The organism is Actibacterium pelagium (assembly GCF_002285415.1).
GTDB classification, from domain to species: Bacteria; Pseudomonadota; Alphaproteobacteria; order Rhodobacterales; family Rhodobacteraceae; genus Actibacterium_B; species Actibacterium_B pelagium.
The window spans coordinates 48,435-62,478 of the sequence record NZ_NSBU01000005.1 but is presented as its reverse complement, the minus strand read 5'-3'; the positions used below and the strand labels follow the sequence as shown (position 1 = coordinate 62,478).

13 protein-coding genes are annotated in these 14,044 nt (G+C 56.9%); 4 read left to right on the top strand and 9 right to left on the bottom strand.

Features of this window, described 5'->3' with window-relative positions; translation table 11 throughout:
• Positions 1 to 46: 46 nt before the first annotated feature.
• A complete protein-coding gene (locus tag CLM58_RS05330; protein ID WP_095594905.1) occupies positions 47 to 493 on the top strand; it encodes an NUDIX domain-containing protein in 447 nt (148 codons plus the stop codon).
• On the opposite strand, the gene CLM58_RS05325 is transcribed toward CLM58_RS05330, so the two are convergent.
• The 4 genes from CLM58_RS05325 to CLM58_RS05310 all read right to left on the bottom strand — a co-directional run bounded on the left by CLM58_RS05325 (position 463) and on the right by CLM58_RS05310 (position 5,065).
• Positions 463 to 1,320 (bottom strand): DMT family transporter, encoded by an 858-nt coding sequence (locus CLM58_RS05325; protein ID WP_095594904.1) that lies wholly within the window; start codon positions 1,318 to 1,320, stop codon positions 463 to 465. The genes CLM58_RS05330 and CLM58_RS05325 overlap by 31 nt on opposite strands.
• On the bottom strand, positions 1,317 to 2,450 hold the full coding sequence (locus CLM58_RS05320; protein ID WP_095594903.1) for an alpha-D-ribose 1-methylphosphonate 5-triphosphate diphosphatase: 1,134 nt from the start codon (positions 2,448 to 2,450) through the stop codon (positions 1,317 to 1,319). The genes CLM58_RS05325 and CLM58_RS05320 overlap by 4 nt, the downstream gene beginning before the upstream one ends.
• The gene (locus tag CLM58_RS05315; protein ID WP_095594902.1) at positions 2,434 to 3,348 is read right to left on the bottom strand and encodes a DMT family transporter; all 915 of its coding nucleotides are present in this window, start codon (positions 3,346 to 3,348) and stop codon (positions 2,434 to 2,436) included. Before CLM58_RS05315 ends, CLM58_RS05320 begins: the two co-directional genes overlap by 17 nt.
• A gap of 130 nt (positions 3,349 to 3,478) precedes the next feature.
• Entirely contained in the window at positions 3,479 to 5,065 is a 1,587-nt protein-coding gene (locus tag CLM58_RS05310) for a SulP family inorganic anion transporter (RefSeq protein WP_095594901.1), read from the bottom strand.
• Positions 5,066 to 5,456: 391 nt separating this feature from the next.
• Between CLM58_RS05310 and CLM58_RS05305 the strand changes: the two genes are divergently transcribed.
• Positions 5,457 to 5,996 (top strand): adenine phosphoribosyltransferase, encoded by a 540-nt coding sequence (locus tag CLM58_RS05305; protein ID WP_095595207.1) that lies wholly within the window; start codon positions 5,457 to 5,459, stop codon positions 5,994 to 5,996.
• A gap of 8 nt (positions 5,997 to 6,004) precedes the next feature.
• Here CLM58_RS05305 and CLM58_RS05300 read toward each other — a convergent pair whose 3' ends face one another.
• Both CLM58_RS05300 and CLM58_RS05295 read right to left on the bottom strand, forming a co-directional pair.
• On the bottom strand, positions 6,005 to 7,246 hold the full coding sequence (locus CLM58_RS05300) for an HlyD family secretion protein (RefSeq protein WP_095594900.1): 1,242 nt from the start codon (positions 7,244 to 7,246) through the stop codon (positions 6,005 to 6,007).
• A 37-nt stretch (positions 7,247 to 7,283) separates the two neighbouring features.
• Positions 7,284 to 9,251 carry an ATP-binding cassette domain-containing protein gene (locus CLM58_RS05295; RefSeq protein WP_095594899.1) on the bottom strand — a complete coding sequence of 656 codons (1,968 nt, stop codon included), beginning with the start codon at positions 9,249 to 9,251 and terminating at the stop codon, positions 7,284 to 7,286.
• Positions 9,252 to 9,373: 122 nt separating this feature from the next.
• On the opposite strand from CLM58_RS05295, the gene CLM58_RS05290 reads away from it, so the two are divergent.
• Together CLM58_RS05290 and CLM58_RS05285 are read left to right on the top strand one after the other, a co-directional pair.
• A complete protein-coding gene (locus CLM58_RS05290; RefSeq protein WP_233132990.1) occupies positions 9,374 to 11,104 on the top strand; it encodes a DUF3131 domain-containing protein in 1,731 nt (576 codons plus the stop codon).
• Positions 11,104 to 12,531 carry a hypothetical protein gene (locus tag CLM58_RS05285; protein WP_095594898.1) on the top strand — a complete coding sequence of 476 codons (1,428 nt, stop codon included), beginning with the start codon at positions 11,104 to 11,106 and terminating at the stop codon, positions 12,529 to 12,531. Before CLM58_RS05290 ends, CLM58_RS05285 begins: the two co-directional genes overlap by 1 nt.
• A 51-nt stretch (positions 12,532 to 12,582) precedes the next feature.
• Here the strand turns inward: CLM58_RS05285 and CLM58_RS05280 are convergent, their stop codons facing one another.
• The 3 genes from CLM58_RS05280 to CLM58_RS05270 form a co-directional block, all read right to left on the bottom strand.
• Complete coding sequence (locus CLM58_RS05280) at positions 12,583 to 13,137, bottom strand: F0F1 ATP synthase subunit B (protein WP_095594897.1); 555 nt, start codon at positions 13,135 to 13,137, stop codon at positions 12,583 to 12,585.
• 4 nt (positions 13,138 to 13,141) lie between these two features.
• Positions 13,142 to 13,687 (bottom strand): F0F1 ATP synthase subunit B', encoded by a 546-nt coding sequence (locus tag CLM58_RS05275; protein ID WP_095594896.1) that lies wholly within the window; start codon positions 13,685 to 13,687, stop codon positions 13,142 to 13,144.
• Positions 13,688 to 13,770: 83 nt separating this feature from the next.
• On the bottom strand, positions 13,771 to 13,995 hold the full coding sequence (locus CLM58_RS05270; protein ID WP_095594895.1) for a F0F1 ATP synthase subunit C: 225 nt from the start codon (positions 13,993 to 13,995) through the stop codon (positions 13,771 to 13,773).
• Positions 13,996 to 14,044: the final 49 nt, after the last annotated feature.

The window sequence follows — 14,044 nt, the reverse complement described above, 5'->3', positions numbered from 1 at the left end:
ATACAATTCCCTTGCCCGGCCCGACCGCTTGCGACAGGCTGCGCCTATGCCCTATCGCCCGATCCGACTGGCCGCCCGCGCCGTACTGATGCAGGATGACCGCCTTTTGGTCGTCAATGCCTACCCCGGCAACAAAAGCGACCTGTGGTGTGTCCCCGGAGGCGGGGCTGAACCCGGATCCTCGCTGCCAGAAAACCTTGCGCGCGAAGTGTTCGAGGAAACCGGCCTGACCATCAAGGTCGGCCTGCCCTGTCTGGTGAACGAGTTTCATTCACCCGATCATGGCTTCCATCAGGTAGAGGTCTTCTTTCGCTGTACCCTGCAATCGGGTCAGCTTTCTTCTGAATGGCAGGACCCCGAAGCCATCGTTCACAATCGCCAATTCGTGACACGGGAAGAGCTTTCGGTTCTCCGCTTCAAACCTTCCAGCTTGATCGACATCGCCTGGGGCGACGGCATCTATTACGACCCTTTGGAGCGTATCGTCAGCTGAGGCCAGACCACGCCCAACGCAATCCCGCCAAGGATCAGGCCCGAGGCCAGAACAGCCTTCAGTGTTACGGCCTCTCCTAACAGGATCGCGCCTGCCACCACGGCAATTACCGGGGCCGAAAGTTGCGCCAGCGCCGCGCGGGTTGCACCCAGTTTCGGCAAAAGACTGTACCACAGCGCATAACCCAGCCCAGAGGTCACGCCACCCGACAGGATCGCCAGCAGAACACCCTTGGTGTTGGCCTCAAGCAGCCCCCCGGCCACCAGCGGGATCAGCAAGACCGCTGGCAAGGTATAAAGGAAATTCGCCGCCGTCGCGGCCAGCGGGTCCGCGATACCGCGCCCGATCAGCGAATACACGCCCCACCCAATCGCCGCCACGGACATCAAAGCCACGCTTTGCGGGGGCAGGTTGATCTGACCGTCGGGCCAAACAAGCAGTGCAAGCCCTGCCAGCGCCAAGACCATTCCGGCCCAGCGCGCGATGTGCGGGCGTTCACCGCCCAGAACGGCACCCGCGAACATGGTAACCTGAACACCTGCGAACAGGATCAATGCGCCCAGACCTGCATCCAGCTGAATATAGGCGTAAGAGAAGCCAAGCATATAGGCCGACAGCCCAGCGACAGCGGCCCAATCAAACTTAGGTGCCCGCAGTGCTTTGTCCCGCAGAGCTACCAACAGGATAAGCACGATCGCCCCGGCAGCCACGCGGATAAGGGCGAAGGCCCCGGGACCAATGTCACCGTCGGTCAAAGCAGCCCGGTTCAACAGCGAGTTGGCAGAAAAGGCCACCATCGTCAGCGCTGTTAGAAGGAATACTTTCACCCTGTCCCCATGATCCGAGCCGCGATTGCCCCGCGCGCAAATGCAAGCTGGCCCGCACTGAATGTTGCGCCAACACGCCCCTTCGGGTCCAGCACCACCAGATCCGCCCGCAGCCCCGGCTCAATCCGGCCACGGTCGGTCAGGCCCAGAATCTCGGCAGGGCGTTCGGACACCAACCGCCAAGCCGCTTCCAACCCGAGAGTATCCGCCAGTTGCACCGCTGCACGGCGAACTGACGGGTAATGGTAATCCGAGACGATGGCGTCGCATAGCCCATCCTTGATCAGCTCTGCTGCTGCGACATTGCCCGCATGCGACCCGCCGCGCATCACATTTGGTGCCCCAAGCACAATTGGATCGCCAGCAGACTGCGCCGCCTCTGCTGCCTCTCGGGTCTCGGGGAACTCGGCAATCCGCGCGCCCATCTCGCGGAAGGCAGAGCGCTCTTCCGGCGTGGCGTCATCATGGCTGCCCAATTGAACGCCCTTGTCACGCAGACGCGCGGCCAAAGCGGCTAGGGCCTTTGGAACCTCTGGCCCGCGATTGTGCAGCTCTTGCAGCAGCGCCCAATGCGCCTCTGGCGACCGGCGGCTTTTCAGCGCCTGCCCGGTCAGCCGCGGGGGACGTTTGCCCTTCTCAAGCGCATCGTGCGGCAGGTGATCGTTGAAGACCACGTATTTGATCCCGGCCCGATCAATCAAAGCCTCGGCGTCGGGGTATTCATCAATCAGATGGGTTTCCAAACGCAATTGCAGCGGCATATCCGTCAACAGATCATCGCCAACCTGCAAAAGCGCATTAACCAGTTTCTGCGCAAACTCTGGCCGTCGCATCCCGCCTTCATAGGACCAGAACTGCGCCAAAACCGCCGTGGTGATCCCGTTGGCCGCCAGCTCTGCATCCACGGCGAACAGGCCTTCGGACATATCCATCATCGCGCCACGACGCGGGGCAAGATGGCGCTCAAATCCATCGCCATGCAGATCGACAATTCCGGGAAATATACGGCAGCCGGTCAGATCAACCGAACGGCCTTTACCCATAACGATCAATCCATTTTCAATAGAGACCGATGTGGGTTGCAACCCGCCGGGCAACAGCGCCTCGGCGTTCTCAAGCGTCAGGTGCATTCGTCTTCCCCATGGTCGCAAGATATACGCCGACCATGACAACGGCAAATCCGGTCAGGTGATAGGAAGCCAGCCTTTCGCCCAGAAAAACAATCGCCAGAATTGTGCCGAAAACCGGAATGAAATGCAGGAAGGTCACCGCCTTTGTCGGACCAATACGCGCGACCGCTGCATTGAAGCTTAGGAATGCGACGATCGAGGCGAAAACAGCGACATAGCCCACCGCCAGAATGCCTTGCATATTCAGCGGAACAACCTGTCCGCGCGACACTTCCCAGACCATCAGCGGCGACAGCATGAACGCTGCCACCAAGGCGACGATATAGACGAGCGTCAGGTCAGACAGGCCGCTAGGACGGAACCGCAAAAGCACCGAATACAGGCCCCAGACGAACATCGCGCCCACGATCCAGATGTCGCCAACCGTAAATTGCAAAGCCCCCAAAGAACCCAGATCGCCGCGCAGAACCAGCCACGCGACACCGCAGAAGGATACCGCGATACCGATAAACTGGCGAAGGGTCGCCTTTTCCTTCAAGACGATCATGGCGATGAAAAGCGTGAATACTGGCCCAGTAGAGTTCAGCAATAGCCCGTTGATCGCAGTCGTCGTATGCAGGCCGATGTAAACCATCGCCTGAAACATCGCGCTACCCAACAACCCCAGTCCAAAAAGAAGCTTCCAGTTGCGGCGCACGATGGGCCACTCTTTCAGCAGTTTCGGCAAGGCAAACGGCGTCAGAAGGGTCGCACACATGGTCCAGCGCCAAAATGTCAGCCCGATCGGCGGAATGGTGTCACGCACGAACCGGCCCATGACCTGGTTTCCTGCCCAGCAAAGAGCGGCAAGCAGCGCAAGCATCATGGCGATCTGGAATTTGGACAAAGGCAACTTCATCCGATCGAATGACCACGCGCTGTTCAAAAAGTAAAGACGTCTTGCTGCACTGCTTCTGTGCGCCGATCAGGCTTGTCGCGGTACACCTAAGTGTTTGCGGGACAAGGAAGGTCCCTGCCCCTACTTTAACCTAGTGTCCGCCAGCAAACAGACCGGTCTGAACCTTATAGTTCGCGGCCAGCTGGTAGTCCGGATCGTCGTCGCTTTCCGTGACAATCAACCCAGTTTGTTCCAGCAGGCCTCTGCAGTCGGCAGACAGGTGTCGCAGTTCGATCTCTTTGTCGACCTCGTGATACTTGGTCGCCAGTTCTTCGATCGCGTTCAGGGCGGACTGATCCGCAACGCGGCTGTCAGCAAAGTCGACAATGACCAGCGCAGGGTCGTTTTTGACATCAAACAGCTCACCAAATCCGGCGGCGGAGCCGAAGAACAGCGGCCCTTGTACCTGATAGACTTTGCCACCTTCGGGCGTGGTATAGGCCTTGGCCGAAATCCGTGACGCGTTGACCCAAGCGTATTGCAGGGCCGAGACAATCACACCGACGACAACCGCGATTGCAAGGTCTTCCATGACGGTCACAACTGTCACAAGGATCGTCACAAAGCTGGCGAACTTGGTCGACACACGCATGATCCGGAAGGTGTTCCAAGCGAATGTCCCGATCACCACCATGAACATCACACCAACAAGCGCTGCCAGCGGGATTTGCTCGATCAGCGGCGAGGCAAACAGGATGAAGCTTAGCAGGAATAGCGCAGCCGCAATCCCGGCGATACGGGTCCGGCCGCCTGACTTTACGTTGATCATCGACTGACCGATCATCGCGCAACCACCCATACCGCCGAAGAATCCGGTCACGGTGTTCGCGACACCTTGGGCGATGCACTCCTGGCTCGCTCCGCCGCGCTGGTCTGTCATCTGACCAACTAGGTTCAGGGTCAGCAGACTTTCAATCAAGCCGATTGCAGCAAGGATCAAGGCATAGGGCAGGATGATCTCGAAAGTGGCCCAGTTAAGCGGCACCATCGGGATATGGAAGGCCGGCAGGCCGCCAGCGATCTCGGCCATGTCGCCAACGCGCGGGACATCAAGGTTCAACCCGATCACAATCAGCGCGACAACGACGATACCAGCCAAGGGCGCCGGGATCACGTTGGTGACCTTCGGCAGCAGCCAGATGATCGCCATGGTCAGCACCACCAGACCCAGCATGGTGTAAAGGGGTGCGCCTGACAGCCACTCTCCGCCACCCAAACCGTGTCCCGGTTCCGCTGTGCCCTGCACCTTGAATTGCCCCAATTGAGCAAGGAAAATTACGATTGCCAGACCGTTCACAAAGCCCAGCATAACCGCGTGCGGCACCAGCCGGATAAACCGACCCAAACGGAAAATCCCGGCCAGAATTTGCAAGATCCCCATAAGAACGACCGTCGCGAACAAGTATTCAACGCCGTGCTCTGCCACCAGCGCGACCATGACTACCGCCAAAGCCCCGGTTGCGCCCGAGATCATCCCCGGCCGGCCACCGATCAGCGCGGTGATAAGCCCGACCATAAAGGCCGCATAAAGACCAACTAGCGGGTGCACACCGGCGACAAAAGCAAAGGCAACGGCTTCGGGCACCAAGGCCAGCGCCACAGTCAGTCCAGAAAGAAGCTCTGTCTTCCAGATGGCCGGTGTCATCTTCGGAGGGTTAAAACCCGTCACGTTCGACATCAGGCCTTTGGCAAATGCGGAATAGGGGTTCTGGGACACTTTGGCACCACGCGCGTTTGATCAGGTATCGAGGGTTGTCGCGCGCTAACATGAATGTCAGCCGAACGTAACCCGAGATTGCCCAAGAAGACGGGAAAAGACGCATAAATACGCCAGAAACAACCGTTTTGGACCGCTATGACCGTTTCATCACGGGGTGTTCTTTCTCGAACTCTCGGGTGGAGACCCGAATTTCACGTGTGGGATCGGATGAATTTTGACAAGTCCAACCCGCCGTGGTTGCTAAAGCTGCTTCATCGAACCCTTTCAGCCACAAATATTCCTGATCCACTCTTGAGGTCACATGGTAGTTCAGCCACAAAAGGCACGCTTTCAACAACAGGCTGTGCCGATGACCCGCTCCAACTCTGTCAAAGACTACATCCGAACCATCGTGGACTTTCCCCATGAAGGGATCATGTTTCGCGATGTGACGACGCTTTTTGCCGATCCTCGCGGGTTCCGCATGGCGATTGATCAATTGTTGCATCCCTACGCTGGCCTCCAGATCGACAAAGTCGTGGGACTGGAAGCGCGGGGATTCATCCTCGGTGGCGCCATCGCGCATCAGTTGACGGTTGGCTTCGTGCCAGTTCGCAAGAAAGGCAAACTGCCGGGCACGACTATCAGCGAAGAATACCAACTGGAATATGGCGAAGCGGTTGTCGAGATTCATGACGACGCAATCCAACCCGGCGAGCGCATCCTGATCGTGGACGACCTTTTGGCGACCGGTGGCACCGCTGAAGCCGGGATCAAACTGGTTGAGCGGCTAGGTGGCGAAATCGTCGGCTGCGCATTTGTTGTCGATCTGCCCGAATTGGGCGGGCGCAAACACATCGAGGCCTTGGGAATGGACGTACACGCGCTCTGCGCCTTCGATGGCACCTAAGCTCCCGCTTAGCCCTCTTCCAAGTCGGAAGGCATCCTGCCAAACTCTTTGAATATCCGGTGAATGACGCCGTCGCCGTTCCCAAAGTCTTGCGCCACGACGCGTTCAAGCGCCTGACCAAGGGTTTCTTCCTCAAGGGAAACCCTAAGCAAAGACGCCATGCCGGGACCGTCTAACGCCAAACGAGGGCCAACCGCCTCGATCGCCTGAACCGAGGCGGGAACTAACGTGACCTCGGCAATCAGATGGTCTGACGATTGCGTCGAAACCGGTGGCAGAATTCCCGTCACTTGTCCTTGCAATTCTGGGCCGGGCCCCGGCCCAGCCCACCCCGACAACGAGGCCCTGACTTTTGCCCCCAGACCGATTTGATCTCTATGGCGAATGGGAAATGCAAAGGTCATCGAATAGCCACCCCGCTCACCCGGGCGCAACACGGTGAATTCAGTGTCTTCCTGCGAAAGAAAGCCTTCGGGCAGGGTCCTTACCCGACCAACCCGCCCAGCAACCTGCGCCACAATGCGAGGTGCCGACAACGCCTCTGCCAAAAGTCTGTTTTCGTCCTCTCGCTCGCGCTTGGTTGCTTTGGTCTGCCGAAGTTTCGCAAGTATCTCGTCTTCGTTTTGCAGATCCAAGTCCTTCCGCCTCGCCTGTATTTCAAGAATTCTTTCATCTATTTTAGTCGCCGCCAAAGCTGCGGAAACGATATCTTCCAAACCCTCGAAGTCCTGTTTGTTCTCAAACGATCGAGAGAGCCTGATTTTGTGCTGAAGAAGGCTCTTCTGTTCTTCCAAAAGCGCAACCTCTGAACGTAGGTGGTCTACGCCAAGTTTTTGGGATTCACGTGTGAGCCGACACTCGCGCAGGGCATCCTTCACAGCCGTTCCCAACTCGCTTTGCGGCATGGCTTCCGCGATTGGTACGTCCCCGTCATTTGCCCGCAGGCAAGCGAGGAAGACATCAATCGCCGCCAGTTCTGCGCTCACTTCCTGCTGCCGAAGCGCAATTCGCTCGCCATCCAGAACTGCTAGTGTTTGGCCAACGTTTACCTGCTCTCCCTCTGAGACCACCACCTCTTTCAAGGCCAATCCCTGAGGCAAGATCACCGGGAAGACTTCCTGTTCAGGCCGCAACTCCCCGGAGAAAACCAAAGAGCGTGGCAAGGTCAGGTTATCACTCACCTCGACAGCGATTTGAATAGCGCCCCAAAGCAGTAAAAATGGAATGCCCGCCCACCAAAGAAAGCCCATGGTTGGCCCGGATTTTGGGCGCCCTAAGCTCTTGGGCTCACGACTTCTTAACCGCATGCCCAACCCCTGTAAAAGAGCCCGTCTTGCGCGGGTCATAGGTTTCAATCTTTGCCGTCAGAACACGCCGGTCCATCTCGACCGTCGTTTCAACCTCAAGGCTTTCCCGAATGACTGCGGCAAGGGGCGTCAATCTCGCTGTGGTTTCTGCCGCTTCTGCTGCTTTACGGGCCTTATCCAGTTGCGCGTTGGTGACTGCAGAATCTTTGTCCTGAAGCTTAAGGACGCAATACCCTTCAAAGTGCTTGAACTCGAAGCTTAGTTTTTCGGTCTCGGCTGCGCGTGCGTTCTGACAGGAAAAGGCAAGCATTTCAGACGCAACCACGCACATCTTGCGTCTGTTTGCTTCATCTCCGTCACGCTTGAAATGCGACCTGATCCATGTGTCCAGATTGTCCTCTGTCTCCAGTTGTCGTTCCCCTACAAAGCGCATCCAGCCAGAGGAGCGTCGCGTCCGCATCTCGCGCGCATCCCCAAAATCGATCACGCGCCCTTCTTGCAAGACGACGACCTTGTCGCAAGCTTCAAGCAATGCGCGGTTTTCGGTTGCCATGATCACACTTCGTCCCAAACGGATCTCTTGCCGGATCAAGCCAAGCAACGCCGCAATTTGTTTCTCAGGAAGACCGTCTTCGGGCCGATCCATCAGGTAGATCGGCGGTGACAAGAGAAAAGCTCTGGCAAAGGCCAGGCACCGTTTCTGAGTGTCGGGGAGACAGCTGGCATCGTGGACTGCACAGATGTCCGACGCGGTTTGCGATGAAAAGACAAGTTTCTCAAGATATCGCTTCCCGCGGTCGCCGGACAATTCTTTATGGAAACAGGTCAAATTGTCTTCGCCAGAAGCAGGCAAAATCAACGGCTGATTGGGCAGGAATGCGGACTGAGGAGCGAGCTCATAAGACTTACGTTCCCAAATGTTCGATCCATTGACATGAACGCGCCCCTTAACATCCAACCCACGCAGTCCGAACGGGTCCGACAAAGCCTGCAGCAGCAGGCTTTTCCCGGCACCCGTTTCGCCGATCACCCCGGTGATGCTGCCCGGGGGCAGATCCAAAGAGACATTCGTCAAAAGGTTACGCCCCCCTGGTATAGCAACACTCAGGTTCCGGATGCGCAGCCCCGCGCTTTCCTCTTCTTCATCGTCCGCTTGCTCGACGGGTACGACGCTGTGGGATTGCTCAGTTATTTCTGGCTGGGCTTCGGCCTTGAGAAGGGCGCGCATTCCCAGACAATGGGCTGCCCAAAGCGACATAAGCGCGACACTGCCGACGGCATTACCTGCCAATACCTCTTGGCCTGCAAGCCAGCTGGAAACTGCCATACCGCTAAGCCCGGCGGTCACAACACTGGCCAGATGTAACGTCCAAGCAAGCTCTGGCAACCGGGGGTAGGTCGTGGCCAACCCGAAACCAAAGAAGTCTCTTCCTGACAGAATGGGAATCGATTCCTGCGCGTTGAAGTCCCACTGAGGGGTCTTTCGCATATACTTTGTAAGCAACGAAAGTCCGCCGAATGAAATGGCGGCCGCGATCAACGAGGGTAACGCAAGCAGCGGATGGACCAAAGCCAGGAAGAGGGCAATCAGCACGCCAATGCCGCCTTGGGCATATTGCGCCAGCTTCCGCCGGTCTTCCCGGTAACCTGCAAGAGCTCGGCTGTGCGCGAATTCCATCAATAGAATTCCAAACACGGCGACAGCGCCAACCATTGCGAACAAAGGTGACAAGATCAGTTGCTGTTCATCCACGACCAACGATTGGAAAAAGACCGCAAGTACAGAGATCGACAGGATACAAAGACTGGTCCCAAGGGTGAAAACATAGCTGACGATACGCACCCATCCCGGGACCATCCTGTCGCGCTGCATGGGCACAGGCGCGCTGGCTTGACCCTCTGAAAGGATCGTTCCCTGCGTCTTTGACGTTGGTGTCGTTTGGTCCATCGAACTGCCTCGGTCTGGTTGCGTGCGGGACCAGCGTTATCGAGGCATCGTTAACAAAGCATTGTTTACAATAGGGTTTCTGAGATCTTCACCTCTTTGCCATTTCTCGTTTTGTTAACTTTATGGCGTTTATCAAGGGCGGAAACGCGCAATTGGATCGACCCATGGTGAAGAAATCAGTTACGTCAAAGAAGTCTGTATCTTACGGTATCGCCCTTCTAGCGGGTGCCGGGGCCGTGCTGGCTGGGGCCGTATTTTCTGTAGGTGCAGGCGCCCGTTCCATTTTTTTGGCGCAGGAAGAAGAGATCATCCCGATCATCGCAGGTGGGGATCTAGACAATATCCCCGCCCTGATGCGCGGCAACTTGCCCGTCGCCACAACCAGTTCGCTTGCAGGTGAGCATAAGCGCACCAAACCGCCGCGCATGTGCGAAATGCCGAAGGATTATTTCGAAAAAATTGATCAGGGTTTGGACCAGGCCTCTGGGTACACCCGGCGCAACGAATATGTCCGCAAATATCGCCCGCGAAGGGGGTTCCTGAATGAGCGAGAGATGCGTGCAGCTCGGACGGCCTGGCACTATTTTGAACTCTTCACGCAAGAGAGCACCGGCCTTGCGAACTCGGTGGGCAATTATCCTTCGACCACACTTTGGGACACAGCGTCCTACATCGCAGGGGCGGTTGCAGCTTATGAGCTTTGCATCATCGAGAAGCCCGAGTTCGACAAACGCATCACACAACTGTTGACCACGATCAAAGGGCTAGAATTGTTCCGGAAAGAGCTTCCGAACAAAGTGTATCACACCAAGACCGGGGCGAAGGTGGACTATACCAACAAGCCCGGAGAGATCGGGTTTTCAGCCCTCGATATCGGCCGCTTTCTTGTTTGGCTGCGGATCGTCAAAAACCGCTACCCGCATCTTGGCAACACCGTTGATTCAGTGCTGCTGAAGTGGGACTTTCGGAATGTGATCGACGACGAAGGACTGATGTTCGGCTCTTACGTTGACAAGGACTCGGGCGAGACTGTCTACGCGCAAGAAGGGCGCCTGGGATACGAAGAATACGCCGCGAAGGGCTTTGCGTTATGGGGTTTCAAGCCATACCTCGCCCACCGGGCCGAGCCGTTTCTGACTGCGTCAATCTATGGCGTTCAGGTGCCTTATGACGGGCGCGACCCCCGCATTTTCCACTCTCAGAATTACGTGGTCACGGAATCCTATCTACAGGACGGACTGGAACTGGGTTTTGATCTTCCCCATGACGATTCTAGCCCTGACTGGCTGCACTCAGACGGTTGGCGCGCGGAATTTGCAGACCGCATTTACCAGGTGCAGGAAAACCGCTGGCGCCGCACCGGGTTCATGACCGCGCGCTCGGAACATAACGTCAAAGGCCCGCCCTACTTTACCTATGACACCATCTTTTCAGACGGCTATCCGTGGAACACCGTGACCCCAAGGGGCGACTATGTCCCAGATCACGCAGCAGTGGCAGCGAAAGCCGCACTGGGCCTGTGGGCACTTTGGGATACAGATTACACAGATGTTCTGTATGAGGCGATTATCGAACTCTACGACCCAGAGACCGGAATGTTCGAAGGGTTGTACGAACGCGGTCAGGGGCGCGTTGAGATTTTCACGGCCAACAACAACGGGATCATCCTGACATCTCTTCTGCACAAGGTTCAGGGCACGATTCTGACGCCATACACCGGCGAGACCGAAGTCTGGTACACCGCGTACCGCGATCAGGACATTCGGATCGTTCGAAACTATCCCGACCCCCCACAAAAAGAAGACTGGTTACCGGCACTTCGACATTCTGAACAAACACAGGCGGACTTCTGATGCTTACATTTCAAAACACAGCGCTTGCTGGACTTCTCATTGGCGTTTCAGTGACGGCAGCGGGTTCTCAGGTTCAAATTCAGAATGTCGAGAATTTCGCCTCAGAAAACGCCATCCTCGACACCTCTATCCTGTTTGCGATCGGCGCACGAGAGGCTCGGCAGGAACTAAGAGGGGCCTTTGGTTGGCCCACCTTCCAAGAAGGATTGGTTGATGGTGTTTACTTTCGGTTCGACCCGGACGGCTATGCGCGCTTCTCTCCCAACCCGCGGCTCGACACTGATGTTTTCGAAGTCGTCTGTCGCCCACGAACCTATTCCTGCATGGGCCGGAAGGGGACACTTTCCTACATGCTGAATTCAAGGGGCGAGCTACAAATTCGTCTGGAAAACGCGGCCGAAGGTGACCGGTTCTTCGTGGTAGAAGGGATTAGCGAGTTAGAGGTCCCTGCCCGCATTCTTCAACCGCTGGACGATCGGATGGAGACGCTATTGTCCTCTAGCGACGAACTCATCATCCGGCGCGGGCAGGATGAGGTGGATCGCGTGTCGCTAGTCGGATTTGGCGCGGTCAGTGCATATCTGCGTTGGATTTCGGCAAGACAGGACTACACAGTACTCCCTCGCGGCTGGCCGATCCCGAACGGCGCCAATGGAGCGACGGACGCGAACCTAACCCAGGCCGCAAACTGGCAATCACCGATGCCGCAACCGCAGACCCCAATTCAAACAGTCGACACTGGGGTTGATGCAGAAATGGCAGAAGTAAAAGGCGAGTTGAATGTGCTGCGCGAACTGCTTCTTGAACGGCATTCTCAAAATTCGGTTTCAACGCAGCCTGTTGCGTCCCCCGTTCAGTCACCGTCACAAGAAGCCCTTCGTATCGTAGAGCTGGAAAGAAATGCAGCAGAATTGCAGGCAGAGCTAGAACGTCTGCGATCCGCGGCCCAGCCCCCAAACCAAGAGGCCTTGGGCCATAAGACAGAGATGTTTCCGGCCGCGCCATCAGTTGTCGCCTCAGCAACCCCGGCGGCCACTCAACCAGAACAGGCGTCCTATCCGCAGGCGGGCACAGGCCCCAAAGCGGAAGCCGGAACATTGGCAGCACGTCTTGAATACCTGATGACCGAGATCGGGCTGGACGCCAAGACAGCGCTAATGATCATAGAAATGGGATCAGAGGCAGAGATGGATGAAACTGAAACCATAACGCCCACGACTGTGGCAGAGACTTATCAAAACCAGTTGATGAATGAGATTCTTAGCGAGCTTCACAAATCAGTCGGCCCAAAACCCGAACAGCCGACGGTTGAACAAACTCAGCTGGAACCGGTCAGTATCGCCCCGACGACCTTACCGCCGCAAGACTACGTGCTCCTCAGCGACTACTTCAGGTCGGTCTTCCCTCAGGCGCAGACCTCACAATAAAAAAAACCGGGGCAAGAGCCCCGGTTTCTTTTTGACGTATTGAGTCGTCGCTCAGTGCAGGCGGCTTTGAACATCCGCAATTGCATTGTCGATCAGAGCGTCTGCATTTTCAGCAGTCATCTTCTTCGCGATGACATCGCCAGCTGCAGCAACAGCCACGGAAACAGCGCGGTCGCGAACCTCTTTCAGAGCGGAAGCTTCAGCCGAGGCAATCTGATCCTGTGCCGCGTCCAGACGGCGGGCGATCGACTTGGCCAGCTCTTCCTTGGCCTGTTCGGCCGCAGTCTGAGCTTCTTCCTTGGCGTGGGCGACGATGCGCTCTGCCTGTTCTTTGACCTCTTGCTGCTTGCGCTCATACGAGGCCAGCAGGCTTTGCGCTTCTTCACGCAGGGCTTTCGCTTCTTCCAGTTCGGCCTCGATACCGTCGGCACGCTTGTCCAGCATACCGCCCAGCATGCCCGGTACTTTGAAGTAAACCAGCACGCCGATGAAGACGATGAAGGCAATCAGAACGACAAAGTCGGTATTGCCAAGAGAGAAGAACGGGCCGGATGCGGCCATGGCCGGGCTGGCCATCAGGGCAAGAAGGATGGACAGTTTTTTCATCGTCTTATCCTTTCAGCCGTGCGTTAACAGCAGCAGTAACCGAACGGGCGTCTGCCTTTTGGCCCAGAGCGCTTACGATTTCTTTCGCAGCGTCTTTAGCGACCTCGGTCACAGCTTCCATCGCGCCTTCGCGGATTTCAGCAATCTTTTTCTCGGATTCTGCCGACTTGGCAGAAATCTCTGCTTCGGCTTTGGCCGTCGCGACATCCAGATCAGCCTGAATTTCGGCGCGGGCGTCAGCCACGATCTTGTTAGCTTCAGCACGAGCATCTGTTAGCGCTTGCTGGTAGGCAGCTTCTGCCTCCTGCGCTTTCAGCTTCAGCTCTTCTGCCATTGCCAGATCGTTGGTAATGGTTCCCTGACGCTCTGACAGAACCGACGCGATGCGCGGCAATGCGATGCGCGACAGGATGAAGTAGATCACGACGAGCGTGATCACCAGCCAGAAGATCTGGTTACCCCAGTTCGAGAAGTCCAGCTGCGGCATACCCGGCGCTGAGGCCGCTGCGTCCGCTGCGTGGCTGGCGGCTTCTTTTGTTTCACTCGCCATAGCGTCCTCCTAAGGGAACTTTCCGGTGACGGAGGGGCCGCATTAACGGCCCCGCCAACGTAAGGATTAGTGTTCCGCTAGGATTAGACGGCGAACATCAGCAGCAGAGCGACCAGGAACGAGAAGATGCCCAGTGCTTCTGCAAATGCGATACCGATGAACAGGGTGGCGGTCTGATCGCCAGCTGCCGACGGGTTACGCAGAGCGCCCGACAGGAAGTTGCCTGCTACGTTGCCAACACCGATTGCGGCTGCGCCCGAACCGATTGCTGCCAGGCCTGCGCCGATGTGTGCCAGTTGACCTTCCATGGTGAAATCTCCTTACGATTTGGAAGTGTAGGTATAGGGTGATCGGACC

Coding starts and splice junctions, on each gene's coding strand:
- CLM58_RS05330 (WP_095594905.1), top strand. CDS start 47: ATGCCCTATCGCCCGATCCGACTGGCCGCCCGCGCCGTACTGATGCAG.
- CLM58_RS05320 (WP_095594903.1), bottom strand. CDS start 2,450: ATGCACCTGACGCTTGAGAACGCCGAGGCGCTGTTGCCCGGCGGGTTG.
- CLM58_RS05315 (WP_095594902.1), bottom strand. CDS start 3,348: ATGAAGTTGCCTTTGTCCAAATTCCAGATCGCCATGATGCTTGCGCTG.
- CLM58_RS05310 (WP_095594901.1), bottom strand. CDS start 5,065: ATGTCGAACGTGACGGGTTTTAACCCTCCGAAGATGACACCGGCCATC.
- CLM58_RS05305 (WP_095595207.1), top strand. CDS start 5,457: ATGACCCGCTCCAACTCTGTCAAAGACTACATCCGAACCATCGTGGAC.
- CLM58_RS05300 (WP_095594900.1), bottom strand. CDS start 7,246: ATGGGCTTTCTTTGGTGGGCGGGCATTCCATTTTTACTGCTTTGGGGC.
- CLM58_RS05295 (WP_095594899.1), bottom strand. CDS start 9,251: ATGGACCAAACGACACCAACGTCAAAGACGCAGGGAACGATCCTTTCA.
- CLM58_RS05290 (WP_233132990.1), top strand. CDS start 9,374: ATGGCGTTTATCAAGGGCGGAAACGCGCAATTGGATCGACCCATGGTG.
- CLM58_RS05285 (WP_095594898.1), top strand. CDS start 11,104: ATGCTTACATTTCAAAACACAGCGCTTGCTGGACTTCTCATTGGCGTT.
- CLM58_RS05280 (WP_095594897.1), bottom strand. CDS start 13,137: ATGAAAAAACTGTCCATCCTTCTTGCCCTGATGGCCAGCCCGGCCATG.
- CLM58_RS05275 (WP_095594896.1), bottom strand. CDS start 13,687: ATGGCGAGTGAAACAAAAGAAGCCGCCAGCCACGCAGCGGACGCAGCG.
- CLM58_RS05270 (WP_095594895.1), bottom strand. CDS start 13,995: ATGGAAGGTCAACTGGCACACATCGGCGCAGGCCTGGCAGCAATCGGT.